The organism is Alteromonas sp. 4NS20-0143, assembly GCF_057542855.1.
This window is the reverse complement of record NZ_BAAJLR010000001.1, coordinates 822,812-837,992: the sequence shown is the minus strand read 5'-3', so window position 1 is coordinate 837,992 and position 15,181 is coordinate 822,812. Positions and strand designations below refer to the sequence as shown.

General features: G+C 44.6%; 11 protein-coding genes and 4 tRNA genes. 13 read left to right on the top strand and 2 right to left on the bottom strand.

Going from position 1 to position 15,181, the window contains the following annotated elements:
* The first annotated feature begins 106 nt into the window (after positions 1-106).
* The 5 genes from AC27HD_RS03545 (at position 107) to AC27HD_RS03525 (ending at position 7,215) form a co-directional block, all read left to right on the top strand.
* Positions 107-526, top strand: a complete 420-nt coding sequence (locus AC27HD_RS03545; protein ID WP_032095769.1) for a CBS domain-containing protein — start codon at positions 107-109, stop codon at positions 524-526.
* A 330-nt stretch (positions 527-856) separates the two neighbouring features.
* Entirely contained in the window at positions 857-2,188 is a 1,332-nt protein-coding gene (locus AC27HD_RS03540; RefSeq protein WP_032095770.1) for a Na+/H+ antiporter NhaC family protein, read from the top strand.
* A 65-nt stretch (positions 2,189-2,253) separates the two neighbouring features.
* Complete coding sequence (gene hrpA / locus AC27HD_RS03535) at positions 2,254-6,288, top strand: ATP-dependent RNA helicase HrpA (protein ID WP_487103803.1); 4,035 nt, start codon at positions 2,254-2,256, stop codon at positions 6,286-6,288.
* A gap of 130 nt (positions 6,289-6,418) precedes the next feature.
* Positions 6,419-6,721, top strand: a complete 303-nt coding sequence (locus AC27HD_RS03530; RefSeq protein ID WP_032095772.1) for a PilZ domain-containing protein — start codon at positions 6,419-6,421, stop codon at positions 6,719-6,721.
* 284 nt (positions 6,722-7,005) lie between these two features.
* Positions 7,006-7,215: a DUF2061 domain-containing protein gene (locus AC27HD_RS03525; RefSeq protein ID WP_487103801.1), complete on the top strand. Its 210-nt coding sequence runs from the start codon at positions 7,006-7,008 to the stop codon at positions 7,213-7,215.
* A 138-nt stretch (positions 7,216-7,353) separates the two neighbouring features.
* Here the strand turns inward: AC27HD_RS03525 and AC27HD_RS03520 are convergent, their stop codons facing one another.
* Positions 7,354-8,547, bottom strand: a complete 1,194-nt coding sequence (locus AC27HD_RS03520) for a class I SAM-dependent rRNA methyltransferase (protein WP_487103799.1) — start codon at positions 8,545-8,547, stop codon at positions 7,354-7,356.
* A gap of 278 nt (positions 8,548-8,825) precedes the next feature.
* Between AC27HD_RS03520 and AC27HD_RS03515 the strand changes: the two genes are divergently transcribed.
* On the top strand, positions 8,826-9,803 hold the full coding sequence (locus tag AC27HD_RS03515) for an NAD(P)H-quinone oxidoreductase (RefSeq protein WP_487103797.1): 978 nt from the start codon (positions 8,826-8,828) through the stop codon (positions 9,801-9,803).
* A 17-nt stretch (positions 9,804-9,820) separates the two neighbouring features.
* On the opposite strand, the gene rnhA is transcribed toward AC27HD_RS03515, so the two are convergent.
* Entirely contained in the window at positions 9,821-10,291 is a 471-nt protein-coding gene (rnhA, locus tag AC27HD_RS03510) for a ribonuclease HI (protein ID WP_032095875.1), read from the bottom strand.
* 258 nt (positions 10,292-10,549) lie between these two features.
* Between rnhA and dnaQ the strand changes: the two genes are divergently transcribed.
* The 7 genes from dnaQ to AC27HD_RS03475 all read left to right on the top strand — a co-directional run bounded on the left by dnaQ (position 10,550) and on the right by AC27HD_RS03475 (position 15,177).
* Entirely contained in the window at positions 10,550-11,254 is a 705-nt protein-coding gene (dnaQ, locus tag AC27HD_RS03505) for a DNA polymerase III subunit epsilon (RefSeq protein ID WP_032095776.1), read from the top strand.
* A 55-nt stretch (positions 11,255-11,309) separates the two neighbouring features.
* Positions 11,310-12,809, top strand: a complete 1,500-nt coding sequence (locus AC27HD_RS03500; protein ID WP_487103796.1) for a TIGR03503 family protein — start codon at positions 11,310-11,312, stop codon at positions 12,807-12,809.
* 206 nt (positions 12,810-13,015) lie between these two features.
* A tRNA-Asp gene (locus AC27HD_RS03495) sits at positions 13,016-13,092 on the top strand.
* A 28-nt stretch (positions 13,093-13,120) separates the two neighbouring features.
* Positions 13,121-13,197: transfer RNA gene (locus AC27HD_RS03490), tRNA-Asp, on the top strand.
* A 41-nt stretch (positions 13,198-13,238) separates the two neighbouring features.
* Positions 13,239-13,315 (top strand) — tRNA-Asp (locus AC27HD_RS03485).
* 58 nt (positions 13,316-13,373) lie between these two features.
* A tRNA-Asp gene (locus AC27HD_RS03480) sits at positions 13,374-13,450 on the top strand.
* 176 nt (positions 13,451-13,626) lie between these two features.
* The gene (locus tag AC27HD_RS03475; RefSeq protein ID WP_487103795.1) at positions 13,627-15,177 is read left to right on the top strand and encodes an EAL domain-containing protein; all 1,551 of its coding nucleotides are present in this window, start codon (positions 13,627-13,629) and stop codon (positions 15,175-15,177) included.
* Positions 15,178-15,181 lie beyond the last annotated feature (4 nt).

Sequence of the window (15,181 nt, the reverse complement as noted above, 5' to 3'; positions counted from 1 at the left end):
AGTGAGGGAATGTCGCTTTCACGGGTTTTTATAATAATGAAAATGTCGCATCGCTTATTCTTTTTACGATTTAACTGCTAATAGGCGCGTCGACTGGAGAACAAAAATGGAATCGTTGCAAGTCAGTGATTATATGAATACGCATCCAGTAAAGTTGAGTGCTGAGATGCCCGTTGCGCAGGCTGTAGAAGCACTACTATCCACCCAACAAAGCGGAGGTCCGGTACTCGATATAAAAGGTAGAGTCATCGGGTTTTTATCCGAGCAAGATTGTATTGCTACAATGATTGCGTCTAGCTATTACCGAGAGCAGATATGTCGGGTGGGCGATATTATGAAAACCCCGGTGCTCTCCGTAAAACCCTATATGTCTGTGATTGAATTAGGGGAGTTGTTTTTGAAACAAAAGCCCAAAGTATACCCAGTGGTAGATGATGACGGCATATTGTTGGGATGCATTAATAGAACGTCCGTGTTAAAAGCTATTGATGTTCAGTTAAATGATGGCTATCGACACGCGGTTTAACCAAATGCATTGGCTTTGTCTCTTTTTACCGATAGTTGCGAGGTTATCTGAAAGGGACAAGGTCAACACGCCAAGTAACACTGCAATCTGTCTAATTCCCTCTTTTTCATTGCGCCCCCTTAAATGCATTGGGCGCGGTGAAAATTCGAAGCAGCGTTTACATTAAGCTTTGTATTTCTACCCTCATTTGGACGTGTCACTTTTTTAATGCACAGAACACGTGCGTGATAAATTGAGAGCCCATCAGGTTTTTAATTTTCTTTTGCAATATAATCAAAACCTTTTATCCTCTCCACCTAATGAAATTTGACGAAACATAAACGAGTTCCTGTGCATCCAACTAATTCTGTCGCGCCAAATCCAATAGGGCTAACGCCCATTCTTCTTTTCGTTGTTCTTGTTGTTGTGACCGGTGTGACTACCAATGACATCACTTCAATGCCTATTTTAGTTGCGTTTTTTATCAGCGCGGGATACGGCCTTTGTCTAAACCCTAAGAACGAAAAAGTGAGCTTTTCTGAAAAAGTCCAAACCTTCTGTAAAGGCGGTGGTGATAAGAACATCATCCTGCTGGTGCTCATCTTTCTCCTTGCGGGGGCGTTCTATGCGGTCACGATTGATATTGGTGCCCGTGATGCAACAGTAAACATGGCGCTGCAGTTTGTCCCGTCGTCACTCATTTTGCCGGGCTTATTCCTAATTTGTTGTTTTATTTCTTTTGCAATGGGTACGTCGATGGGAACGATAACCGCGCTATCGCCTATAGGCGCGGGCCTTGCTACTAATCTCGGGCTTCCTATTGAAATGGCACTGGGAATTGTTGTTGGTGGAGCGATGTTTGGTGATAATCTCTCATTTGTGTCAGACACCACTATTGCTGCAACTAGAACCCAAGGGGTTCAGCTTAAAGATAAGTTTCGCGCGAATCTGATGGTTGCTCTACCTGCGTGCATCGTGACCATGATTTTGCTTTTATTTGTTGATGTGGATACATCGGGAATTGTGCAAGCAGAAAGCTATGATTTTTGGCGAATTTTACCGTACTTGTGCATTATAGCTTTTGCGCTTGGTGGTTTTAACGTTATCAGCGTTCTGGCTATTGGTATTGCCAGTGCATGCATAGTAGGTCTTGCCCAAGATAGTTTTAGTTTACTGTCGATGATGCAAAGCATTCAAAAAGGAATGGGGTGGATGCAGGACTTAGCGATGATTGCTATCACTATTGGCGGCATTGTGGCGTTAATGCATGCTAATGGCGGTATTACGTGGCTAATACAAAGGCTAACACGACGCGTCACCACTAAAAGAGGCGCTGAGTTTAGTATTGCAGGTTTAGTCAGCTTTTTAGATATAACCACTGCGAATAATACCATTGCTATTGTAACCGCTGGGCCTATCGCCAAAGATTTGAACGAAAAGTACGGAGTTGATCCTCGCCGAACTGCTTCGTTACTGGATATTTTTTCATGCAGCTTTCAGGGACTCGTGCCCTATGGCGCACAGCTTCTTAGTGCTGCGGCAGTAGTGGGGATTTCTCCCCTAGCCATTACCCCTTATTGTTGGTATCCCATGTTGATTTTCGTTTTCGGGATAGCGGCAATTAGCTTTGGTTTCCCTCGATTCAGTGAACCACAGGGCGATGAGTTAACCCAGTCGCGCTAAATCTCCGTACTAGTTGCCAATATTTGAATTTAACGCTCTAAAGTCATTTTCCGTAGGATGTTACTTTGTCTTCACCCATTGCAATAAAACCGCTTTATCAAAAACTTGACGCTTGCCTTACCGCTGATAAATTTCGATTGAAGCGACGTCTTACTCAGCTCGTTCAAGCCCTCAAAGCTTCTGAAACCAAAGCTTCTGAAACCAAAGCATCTGAAACCAAGGCCTCTTCTAAAGCCAATACTGTACCTGACGGCAAAGCCGCTCCTGAAACCAAGGCTGCATCTGACGGTAAGGTCGTTTCAAAAGGCAATGAACACAATAATGAAAAACTGCGGCAGCAATTTGAAAAACTAGAGAATGACATTGCACGCTCTGCCGAGAAAAAAGCCCAGCGAAAAGCCAATTTACCCGAGGTCGACTATCCACCGCTGCCCGTCAGCGACAAAAGAGGGGATATAAAAGAAGCCATTGCGAATAACCAAGTTGTTATCGTTGCAGGTGAAACCGGCTCAGGAAAGACCACACAGCTGCCAAAAATTTGTTTGGAGTTAGGCCGCGGCGTAGACGGAATGATTGCTCACACGCAGCCAAGACGACTTGCCGCGCGAAGCGTAGCTACGCGTATCGCTGAGGAATTGAACACGCCTCTTGGGGAAAAAGTAGGGTTTAAAATTCGCTTCAGCGACCAAGTCAGCGAACGCAGCTATGTAAAGCTGATGACCGACGGCATGCTGCTAGCTGAAATGCAGCAAGACAGATTTTTAAACCAGTATGACACCATTATTATTGATGAAGCCCATGAGCGAAGCCTCAATATTGACTTTCTACTGGGGTATTTACGTCAGCTGCTAGATAAACGCCCAGATTTAAAGCTTATCATTACCTCTGCAACCATCGATCCTGAGCGCTTCTCTGAGCACTTTAATAATGCGCCCATTATCGAGGTAAGCGGCAGAACATATCCTGTTGAGGTTCGCTATCGCTCCAATGAAGACGCTGACAACGAAGTGGAGCAAACTGATGCAATTATCCACGCTGTCGATGAGCTTATGGGCGAAGCGCCAGGTGATATATTGGTGTTTCTCAGCGGTGAGCGGGAAATACGCGACACTCAAGATGCCCTGAGTAAACAACATTACCGCAACACCGAAGTGGTTCCCCTTTATGCGCGCTTATCGGCTTCAGAGCAAAATCGAATATTCCAGTCTCACAGCGGTCGGCGGATTGTACTCGCTACCAACGTAGCGGAAACCTCTCTTACTGTGCCCGGCATTAAATATGTTATTGACCCTGGCTTTGCACGTATTTCTCGCTATAGCGCCCGCAGTAAAGTGCAGCGATTACCCATAGAGCCAATTTCTCAAGCATCGGCGAATCAACGGGCAGGGCGCTGCGGTCGTGTATCTGACGGTATCTGTATTAGACTGTACAGTGAAGACGATTACTTGGGCCGCCCGGAGTTTACGGACCCAGAAATATTGCGAACCAACTTAGCGTCAGTCATTTTGCAAATGCTGGCCTTAGGTTTAGGGGATATTGCCGCTTTTCCCTTTGTACAGCCCCCAGATAACCGCAATATCAATGACGGCTTTAGGCTGCTAGAAGAAATTCAAGCAATTGCAAAACACAAAGACAAGATGCAGCTGACGAAAATGGGAAGAAGCATTGCGCGACTTCCTATCGACCCTCGCTATGCGCGAATGGTTATTGAAGCAGACAGTACCAACGCGCTTAGCGAAGTCATGGTTATCGCTGCAGGCCTTTCTATACAAGACCCACGAGAGCGGCCACAAGAAAAGCGTCAACAAGCGGATGAGAGTCACAGTGAGTTTGCAGATAAAGACTCAGATTTTATTAGCCTTCTTAACCTGTGGTTAGGTTTTAAAGAGCAGCAAAATAACCTTACTCAAAACCAGCTTAGGAAATGGTGTAAAACTCGGTTTATCAATTACCTGCGTATGAGAGAGTGGCAGGACATTGTCAGCCAACTGAAAAAATCCATTGCCGAATTAGGGTTTGGGATCAGCAGTCAAGAGGCCGACTATCAAGCTATCCACCAAGCAATTGCCAGTGGTCTTCTTTCTCATTTGGGCTTCAAGGACAAAGACAGAGAGTATTTAGGCTCTCGAAATACCAAGTTCATGATCTTTCCAGGCTCGGGTTTGTCGAAAGCACAACCTAAATGGATAATGGCGGCGGAGCTAGTAGAAACATCAAAGCTGTTTGGCCGTATGGTTGCCAAAATCGAGCCGTCTTGGATAGAGCCCCTTGCCACGCACGTGACGCAAAGTAGCTATTCAGAGCCCCACTGGTCCAAAAAGAGAGGCGCTGTTATTGCCTTTGAAAAGGTAACGCTTTTTGGGCTGCCAATTGTGATGAAACGAGCGAAAGTGTACAGCCTTATCGACCCCGCTATTTGCCATGAGCTATTTATTCGCGAAGCGCTGGTGGCGGGCAATACGAAAATCAATTATCAATTTCTGCAGGAAAACCAAGCATTGCTTGAGCAGGCAGACGAATTTGAGCAAAAAACTCGACGCCGAGATTTGCTGGTCGACGATGAAGAGCTTGCACATTTTTATGCTCAGCGTGTTCCCATTGAGGCAAATAACGACGCTGCCTTTAAAAAGTGGTTTAAGCAGCACGGTAGTAATGAAAACCTCACGTTTAGTGAAGAGGATGTCTATCGTCAACAGCCAGGGCAGTCGGTCGCCAATGCGTTTCCTGATATTTGGCGACAAGGTAACGTCACGCTGCCTCTTCGTTATAACTTTGAACCGAACGCTGAAGATGATGGTGTCACTGTTCTTATTCCGCTGCCCGTACTTAACCAAGTTGATGATGTTGGTTTTGATTGGTTAGTACCGGGGTTAAGGCACGAGCTTATTGTGGGAATGATAAAAACCTTGCCCAAACGTTTGCGTCGAAACTTTGTTCCTGCGCCTAATTTTGCAGATGCTTGCCTTGCCGATATCAGTGAAACTGACAAAAACAATCGCCCTGTGGTGATGGTAGATGCAGTGGCTGATAAATTGCGCAAAATGACAGGGGTTGTGATTGAGCCAGAGGATTGGAATTTCGATCAGCTAGACAAGCATTTAAAGATGCATTTTGCTGTGACCAATGACAACAACGAAAATATTGCGGTTGGTGACGATTTGCACGCTCTGAAACAGCAGTGTGCAGGACAAGTGCAAAAGACGTTCGAGAAAGCGGCTACCCCTGATTTAGAACGAAATGATATTGAGCAGTGGGATTTTGAAAGCATTCCTGAAACCTTTGTGCAAAAGGTGGGTGGCTTTGAAGTACAGGCATTTCCAGCGCTGGTAAGACGGGGGGACAAAGTAGATATTGCCCTTGTTGATGAAGCCGATAAGGCCGTACTTGAACATCGACAAGGCGTTAACGTTTTAATTAAAAACGCCATGCCTTCTCCATTGAATTACTTACAAAATAAGCTGCCGAATAAAGCAAAGCTGGGTCTTTACTTTAATCCTTTTGGTCATGTTAAAGCGCTCATCGATGACTGTATTTTTGCGGGGATCGATGCCTTGGTGTCTGACTATTGCAAAGCGCATAATACTGATATTAGAAATAAGGCAGACTTTGAAGCCTGTGTTGATAAAGTCAGGGCTGACATTAATGACAGAGTGCTCGATATTGCTAAGCAAGTAGAGCAGGGGCTTACGCTTGCCCATCAATGTCAAAAGCAAATGAAGGGCAATGTGCCACTGACGATGATTAACGCATTAGGCGATTGTAAGTCTCACTTAGCGTCGTTGGTCTATCCTGGGTTTGCCTCGCAAATTGGTGAGGGAAGGCTAGAGGATTGGAACCGATATATAAAAGGCCTCTCACGTAGGTTGGAAAAACTGCCCATCGATCCTAATAAAGACAGAATGCATCAACTGACCATTGAAAAGAGTATTAAAGAATGGGAGAAGGCTCGCAGTAAATACCCGAAGGGAAAGGTACCAGAGGCCCTTGATGACGCGCGGTGGATGATTGAAGAGCTAAGAGTATCTTTATTCGCACAACAGCTTGGTACTGCGTATCCCATATCGGCAAAACGTATTTCCTTGTTCTTAGACGATTTTTAATTCTTGCTATTACACACTGTATGTACACATAATTGTACGTAATTTAATCGCTTGGTTTGACAAGTGATTATCCTCAATCTATAACAGAAAGAGGGTAGTAAGCGTGAGCTAAAAATCAGAGGAAGTAGGCATGCTAGGATACGACGATAAGCGTAATTTTTTCAGGATGATGGTCAACTCGCCGTGTCAGTTACAGGTTACAGACGATGAGTCTAGCCGCACGATGCAGGCGATGTGTAGGGATATAAGCGCAACGGGCATGTCTTTAGAAGTTGATGAACCTGCTATTGAGGTGGGAACGCAGATTAGTGTTGCTATAGAATCCTCTAGTTCACAAATACCATCACTAGCAGCCCTTGCTAATGTAGTGCGATGTGAACCGGAAACCGATTCAAGCTGCATTATCGGTGTCGAAATTACGCAAATGAAATAGTGCGAATTAGGTAGCACGAATCTGGCACCGCATAGCGAGAGGCGTATAGGCGCTGCTTGTACGTACTGCTGTCACGCAACAGCTGTGGGCTATTATTTGATATTTAAAAACGGCGTAGGTCACTTTGGGTCTTACGCCGTTTTTTTATGTCTGGATTTAAAAAAGCGATTACTTTGTTATAGAAAAAGAATTAGTAATCTAGCTTGCAATTGATAATAATTCTCATTACGATAAATTATCACGAATTAAGTGAAACCAATTGAAGCGAATTTGAGGAGCTCATTGTGAAAAAGACAATAACATTCGCCATTATGCACTTTGCGGTAGCATTTACCGTTGCCTATTTACTAACGGGCAGTATGGTTGTTGGTGGTCTGGTGGCACTCGTTGAGCCAGCAGTGAATACGGTGGCTTTTTACTTTCACGAAATGGTGTGGAGAAAGCTAGAGGAAAAGCCTGAGAGTGACAGTGGTATGTCTCAGGTGGCACTTTAAGGTAAAAGTAGCGTAAGGTAAACCATAACCTTCGTAGTGCCAACAGCTACCTCATACAACTGCTTCCTCACACAATTTAGTGGCGTTTGACAAGCGTTTGCAAACGCTTGTCAAGTTAGACGACTAGCGCGTTTTACGCTAGTCGTCAGTGACCTCACAAACCAGGCCTTTCAAGTAATATCCTTCAGGGTAGCTACCAATGATAGGGTGGTCAGAGGCTTGATTAAGCCTAGCAATAATCTTTATGGTACGACCTGCATCAAGGGCGGCATCGGCAACAATCTTTTGAAATAGATCTGCAGGCATCAAGCCAGAGCAACTAAACGTCAGTAGAAGCCCCCCTGATCTCACCGCATGAATGCCGTACATATTAATGTCTTTGTAACCACGGGCAGCGCGATTGAGAGTAGCCTTGTTATCGACAAACTTTGGTGGGTCGAGAATAACCATATCAAACTGTTTTCCTTCACTTTGATACTCTCGTAATGCTTTAAAAACGTCTTTATTGATGTATTGCGCTTTATCTTCGTCAAGTTCGTTAATAGTAACGTGGTGTTTTGCTAAGTCTAAAGCGGGTTGAGACACATCGACGTTGGTAACTGAATTTGCACCACCTTTAAGCGCATAACATGAAAAGGTGCCGGTATAACTAAAGCAGTTTAATACGTCGGCGTCTTTTGCATAATAGCCGGCGGCAGCTCGGCTGTCTCTTTGGTCGAGGTAGAACCCTGTTTTGTGGCCATTTTCAATATCAACAACAATCTTGAGGCCGTTTTCTAAAACGGTAACTTGGCTAGGCGGTGTACCGTGTAATACGCCCATCACTGGCTCTAGCCCTTCTTTTTTGCGCACATCTACATCGCTGCGCTCATAGATATGCACATCAGGAAGTAGTTTAGTAATTGCCCACACTATTTTGCTTCTGTGTTTTTCTCCACCAGCACTGAGCAGTTGAACCACGGCCACGTTGTCGTATAAGTCGATAGTAATGCCAGGCAGGCCATCACTCTCTGACGCTATCCATCTAAACGCGTTAGTTGTTGCGGGATTGAATAAGCGTTTACGAAGGGCTAGTGCAGTTTCTAATTTGCGCATAAAAAAGCCGTTGTCGATGCTTTCATCTTTTTTAAATGTCCACATACGAATTCGAATTTTCGATTCTGGAGAATAAGCCCCGCGTCCTAACCATTCACCTTCAGAGTCGAAAACATCTACCGTATCGCCAAGCTTTGCTCGACCTTTTACTTCAGCTACCGCGCTTTCAAAAATCCACGGGTGGCGCCGACGCAACGATTTATCTCGATTGGGCTGAAGGATGACTTGTGCTGACATGAAGGCTCTCTTACTAAATAAAGTAGATATAAAACGGTTTAAAGAGGATGAAAATGCGTGGAAAGCCACATGGGTGCTTCCGCGAATAACTACGCAACGACCACTCGAACGACCACGCAAGCAATATTATACCGAAATTTAGCTTACTTTGTGTTGGTATCTGTTGTGAAAAAAATTGAGATGACAACGCCAGCAGGCCAAGCGCTTACTAAACTTTAACCTTGGCAGTCCCGTAAACAAGTCACATCCGCAAATGCGGTTACCGACAGGAGAGCAAAATGTATTACGTAGACTTTGAAAAAGGATGTTCGCCATCAGAACTCGTTGTAAAAGAAAGAGAGTCCTATGAACTGCCCGATGGAATGGTTAGAGTGGCGGTAAACGCTTTTGGCGTTAATCGCGCAGATACGTTACAACGTCAAGGACACTACCCGGCTCCACCGGGAGAAAGCCCAATACTAGGATTAGAAGTTGCAGGTACGGTAACGGAAGTGGCATCAGGCATCACCAATGTAAAAGAGGGTGATCGCGTGTTTGGACTCGTCGCCGGTGGTGGATACGCAACAGAAGCTATCGTTAACCCTTCCCATTTAATGGCTATTCCTGAAGGCATGCCTTTTGTTGAAGCAGCGGGGCTTGCTGAGGTCTTTTTAACCGCCTTTCAATGTTTGCGAACCATAGCTCATGTGAAGCCCGCTCAGCATGCCCTTATCCATGGAGGCGCGAGCGGAGTGGGTCTGGCCGCTACACAGCTATGTCGCTATTGGGGGGTACACAGTGCAGTGACGGCGTCAGCTCAGGAAAAGTTGAAATTGTGCCAAGAGAATGGGGCAGAGCTACTGATAAACTATAAAACACAATCATTTGCCGATGAAATTAAACGGGAATGGCCTGAAGGCATTGATATGGTGCTTGATATGGTTGGGGGAGACTATCTCAATAAAAACCTCAGCGTAATAAAACAAGATGGCATTATCGTTAACCTTGCCATGTTAGCCGGGCGCTATGCTGATAATTTAGATATGGCACTATTACTCGGTAAACGCGCCACTATCACGGGAACGACTCTTCGCAATCGCAGCGATGGGTACAAAGCAAATCTTATTAGTGACTTTGCCACAGTTTGTTTGCCAGCGTTTGAAACAGGTGAGCTGATGGTGAATTTAGACACGCATTACAACATTAAAGACATAAGTAAGCCCCATGCTCGTTTAGAAAGCAATGATACAAAGGGCAAGATAGTGGTGTCTTGGTAAATTGAACCTAAAGCAGTCTATTTGGCAACGAAGCCATCGTCTGGTTTCGTTGGCTTAGATTCAGCCGCAGTTCTTGCTAATACGTCGCATCGTTCATTTTCTGGGTGTCCTGAATGTCCCTTCACCCAGTGCCAATTAACGGAATGTTTTTTCACTGCTTCGTCTAGACGCTTCCATAAATCTGCATTTTTCACAGGTTTTTTGTCTGATGTTTTCCAGCCGTTTTTGCGCCAGTTATGGATCCACTGATTAATCCCATTTTTAACATATTGGCTATCGGTGGTGAGTTCCACTTTGCAGGTTTCTGTTAAAGAGTTTAGTGCTTCAATGGGAGCCAGTAGCTCCATTCTATTGTTGGTGGTATGCGCAAAGCCATCGCTTAATTCTTTCCTATGACCTTTATAGATAAGTACGGCGCCATATCCCCCTGGCCCTGGATTACCTAGACAGGAGCCATCGGTAAAAATATCTATGGTTTTCTGTGTCATGTCTTCTTTTCCCATATGTTTTCACCGCACGCTTTGTAACTGCAGCTTTTTATTCACGCACTCGCTTATTGCAGCATTGGTAAACGCAGCTTTTGGCAAGAAGTATCCTTTATGTGTTAGGCGCCTACAGCTTTTATTCGGCTGTTGTTAGCTCTTTTATAAGGTACTGATACATTTATTTTAACTATTTCCCTTAGCCTGTAGTGAAGGCCTTGATATACTATCAAAAAATAGAAACACATTAATAGCAGAGGATGTATGCGCCAAATTGTTTTAGATACTGAGACGACGGGTATTGACCCTAAAGAAGGCCATAGAATCATTGAAATTGGCTGTGTTGAAGTCGTAAACCGTCGTTTAACCGGTAATCACTTTCACGCTTACATCAACCCCGGTCGTCACATAGAGCAAGAAGCGATAGAAGTACATGGTATTACCAATGAATTTCTGGCAGATAAACCGGTGTTTTCAACTGTGGCGAATGATTTCGTGAATTTTATCAAAGGTGCACAGTTGGTGATTCACAACGCGCCCTTTGACGTTGGGTTCATGGACCATGAATTCAAAATGGAAGCGCGAACTAAAGGTGTGGTTACCAATAAAATCTGCGATGTGTTGGATACGCTCACTCTTGCCAGAAAAATGCACCCAGGGCAGAAAAATAATCTTGATGCTTTGTGTAAGCGTTACGGTATAGATAACAGTCATCGAACGTTGCACGGTGCATTGCTCGATGCCGAAATTCTTGCCGATGTTTACCTGTTGATGACAGGTGGGCAGACCAAACTGAAATTGGCGTCTAGCGGCACCAGTGATGCAGATGCTACAGCACTTCGTCGTATCGAGCGTTCGGCAAATAAATTAAAGGTTATCAAGGCCAGCGCCGATGAATTAGAACAGCATGAAGCTCGCCTGAATATTGTCCAGGAAGCGGGTGGTAGCTGTATATGGCGACCTCAGTGATCAAAACGAGCCAGCTGTAGATAGCCGACATAATTAAATGCAGGAGCATAGCAACGTGAGAGTGTGGATTTATTGCGTAATTGTCCTTTTGGGCACATGGTGTACAAACGCGTCTTCACAATCGTTGCGGGAGCAGCAAGATTTTGCACTACAAACTGCTGATGGTGCGGTAACGCCAGAGGAAGATACAAAGCAGTCGGTAGACACCTCTGTTATCTCTGAGCTTGGAGATGATTACACCAATTCCATAGAATTGCTGAAGAATCGTTTTCGTGTGGACTACAATGTTGAAGAAATCACCATGGTGTTCTTTCGCAAATACGGTTCTGCACCCGTAGTGCTGGTTCGCCCCGATGGCTCTAAGTTATTTCAAGGAAGGGTAGACGAAGAAAAAGTTGAGTGGTTCGATTCCGATTCCTTCGACATGATCACAATTAAAAACCCTGTCCCCGGCCCGTGGCAAGCAGTAGGGCAAGTGCTGCCAGAAAGCCGAATAATGGTTGTTTCTGATATAGAGCTAACCGCCGACCCACTTCCAAACATTCTTTTTTCTGGCGAGATTTTAAAGTCTACGGCCTATCTCACAAATGGTGGAGAAGAAATAAAAAACAACGAATTTAGAAACGTTGTGGATGTGGAAATAGAATTTATAAGCACCAATAATGCAAACTACAACAACTTTGGCGCAGTAGACGAGTTAGTTGCCACGTTTGAAGACGATGGCCTAGGTATGGATGAGCGGCCTGGAGATGGTATTTTCACCGGCCAGTTCAATTTAAAAATAGCGTCTGGAGAGTGGAAACCCGTTTTTTCTGTCGCAACGCCAATGATGACTCGCGAGCAAGAGGGCTTGCCAATCGTACTGCATGAAAACCCCGTAGACATTTCGGTGGTAATGAATGAAAACGATTCCGGCTACCATAACCTGCTTATTGATGTAGACCGAGAGCTCGTGCAAATTGATTCCTTGTTAGTAGATGGAAAGGTGCGCTTTCCCAATGGGGATACACAAAATTTTTCCCTTACCGAAGGCGGACCAGACGCAAGGGAATACCAGATTGTTGCTTATGAAAAAGGCGTATTTCGCATAAAGCTTACGGCTTATGGCACCACTACCGATGGCCGAGACTTTATTCTCGATGTACCAGAATACACCTTTTTAGGTCAGGGCCCTGCAGAGCCTGAGGTAGAAGACCCTCTCGTGTACGGCGAAGACCCTATTGTAGATGGAAGCGCCCCATTGGTTACCAGCAACACTGAAATGCCCCTTGATACCGAACAGTCGTCTGAGGGCGATATGGATTCTGCCACACTGACGCTTCTGATCATCGCCATTAACGGTTCAATCATTCTCATTGGCCTTATTGTCGCTGTTATTATTATCTTAAAACGAAAAAAGGGAAGTAGTGGAAAGGCTAAGCCATCAAAAGCAGGGCTTAAGAAAAAAGCGAAAGACAATGCTGCTGATGAGTCTAATCTGACCCTAGATGACAGCCCTAAAGGGATAAAGAAATTGTTTGCGATGTTTAAAAAGAAAAAACAGGATGAAAGCTAGGCCTGTAGTTCTCACTCATGGCGTAAAATTGCCCATCTTGGATTTTATTTCGACATTGTGTTTATTTAACAGGCAAACAAACTGCAGATGACAATTTTATTAATAAAAAGCATTGACTCCACATTGGGGAATACGTATTATCTGCGCCGCAGTGAGGGCACAGGGTTACAGCAACCTTTTTAACTCACTGATAACATTGAGATTGTGGAGCGGTAGTTCAGTTGGTTAGAATACCGGCCTGTCACGCCGGGGGTCGCGGGTTCGAGTCCCGTCCGCTCCGCCACTTTCAATGAAATAACTAAAAGGTCTTCGGAGCGGTAGTTCAGTTGGTTAGAATACCGGCCTGTCACGCCGGGGGTCGCGGGTTCGAGTCCCGTCCGCTCCGCCATTTAGTTATTATTTAGTTTTACAATGTAAGCTCGGTTATGTGGAGCGGTAGTTCAGTTGGTTAGAATACCGGCCTGTCACGCCGGGGGTCGCGGGTTCGAGTCCCGTCCGCTCCGCCATTAACTGCAAGTTATGCATTGAAGTAAAGCTAACGTTATATTTGTAAGCCCATTGTGTGGAGCGGTAGTTCAGTTGGTTAGAATACCGGCCTGTCACGCCGGGGGTCGCGGGTTCGAGTCCCGTCCGCTCCGCCATCAATGGTCCTTATACTTCAACACATTTCATCCCATCTGTTTTTCTCAGCTTTTACAATCACCACCAGTCTACATCCATAATTTCCCTCGTTGTATTTGAACGAAAGTCCAAGTGTTTTTTTTGCAAAATAGTTTACTCTTTATACGGTCTAACACTATTAAACACATGTTCTCGAATGCCTCAGGAAACCACCAATAATTATATTCTCGCTGATAAAGCGAAAGCGACGCTTGTCGCTTTACTCAGTGTTGTAATGGTCACATTCCTTCTTATGCTGCTTATGTTTTCATTCGTGAGATCGCAGGAAGAAAAGCGTGCCGTAGGCATCTTAGATGGCGTGGGTATGGTGTTTCAAGATGCCGCGGCTACTCTTGACAGAGTCAATGATTTACCTTTTTTGGTCTGCGACGATGCTCACCTTTTTGAGATGAGAAAAGTTTTGTTTCGCTCTCGCTTCGTCAAAGAAATAGGGTTTTATGAAAACGATGCGCTAAGTTGTAGTACCTACTTAGGTATTCTTGATGTGCCCTTTTCCGATGCTGAGCCTGATTTTGTGACGGTGCAAGACGACATCTTCTGGATAAATACTCCTCTTGCGCTATTCGACGAAAAAGCGGCTGGCACTATTGTTAGAAGAGGCCGTTACAATGCCGTTCTCGACATGGAGAGCACCATAGGTTTCAGTCGCTCTCAAGACTGGCAGCTTTTTTACAACGGCGATAAGTTTTACCACATGGCGGGTAACGAAACGCTGATTGAAAGTTCCATCGCTGAACATGAATTGTCAGACAGCTCACGTCTGTCTTTAGATTTTACTCTATGCCATGACGTTTATTATCTCACCTGCCTAAAAGTAAAGCCGGATATGAATCGTTTATTCGAGCTACATATTGGCAAGCTGTTTCTTTTGTTTCTTATCATGCTAATGACTGCAGCGTTTTCTCATATGTTTACGTTTAACTACCTTCGCCATAAACATTCTCTTGAGTCGAGAATAAAAAGAGGCTTGGCAAAATCTAGTTTTTATTGCGTGTATCAGCCCTTTGTAGACCTTGATACCGGAGAGGTTATTGGCTGTGAGGTGTTAAGTCGCTTTGAGGATGAATTAGGCGCGATTTATCCTGATGAGTTTATTCCACAAATTAAAGCGCTAGGAATTACCCGAGAGTTCACAGAAGACATGATCAAAAAATCTATGCTTGAACTTACTAACTGTGAGGGTATTCCTAAAGGGTTTAAGGTTTCATTTAACTTATTTCCCATGGATTTTAACCAAGACTACTGCCTCGATCTCGATTTTGCACTTACACTCAATACAAAAGATTTTAAGCTAGTGCTGGAAATTACTGAAGATGAGCAAATTTCAACGCACAGTGCCATCAAGCATATTAAATCATTGAAGAGTAAAGGGTTCCTGTTTGCTATTGATGATTTTGGTGTAGGCTACTCAAATCTTAGTCAGTTGAAGACGATGAACTGCGATTTCTTAAAAATTGATAGAAGCTTTGTTATGGAAATGGAAGAGAACAGTATTCGTTCATCCCTTATTCCTCACATTGTTGGTATTGCCAACGGCCTTGAAATTAAGTTAATTGCTGAAGGCGTAGAAAACAGTGAACAGGCCAGTGAACTGCGCAACCTGTCCGTTGGTTTCGGTCAGGGTTGGCTATATGGAAAACCACAATCAGTAGAAAGCCTTGCAGAAAGTGTACAACAGAGCGCTTAAATAA

Bases quoted from the DNA above. Each gene is read 5' to 3' on its own strand.
- AC27HD_RS03545 (WP_032095769.1), top strand. From the start codon at position 107: ATGGAATCGTTGCAAGTCAGTGATTATATGAATACGCATCCAGTAAAG.
- AC27HD_RS03515 (WP_487103797.1), top strand. From the start codon at position 8,826: ATGTATTACGTAGACTTTGAAAAAGGATGTTCGCCATCAGAACTCGTT.
- rnhA (WP_032095875.1), bottom strand. From the start codon at position 10,291: ATGACACAGAAAACCATAGATATTTTTACCGATGGCTCCTGTCTAGGT.
- AC27HD_RS03520 (WP_487103799.1), bottom strand. From the start codon at position 8,547: ATGTCAGCACAAGTCATCCTTCAGCCCAATCGAGATAAATCGTTGCGT.
- AC27HD_RS03475 (WP_487103795.1), top strand. From the start codon at position 13,627: ATGCCTCAGGAAACCACCAATAATTATATTCTCGCTGATAAAGCGAAA.
- AC27HD_RS03530 (WP_032095772.1), top strand. From the start codon at position 6,419: ATGCTAGGATACGACGATAAGCGTAATTTTTTCAGGATGATGGTCAAC.
- dnaQ (WP_032095776.1), top strand. From the start codon at position 10,550: ATGCGCCAAATTGTTTTAGATACTGAGACGACGGGTATTGACCCTAAA.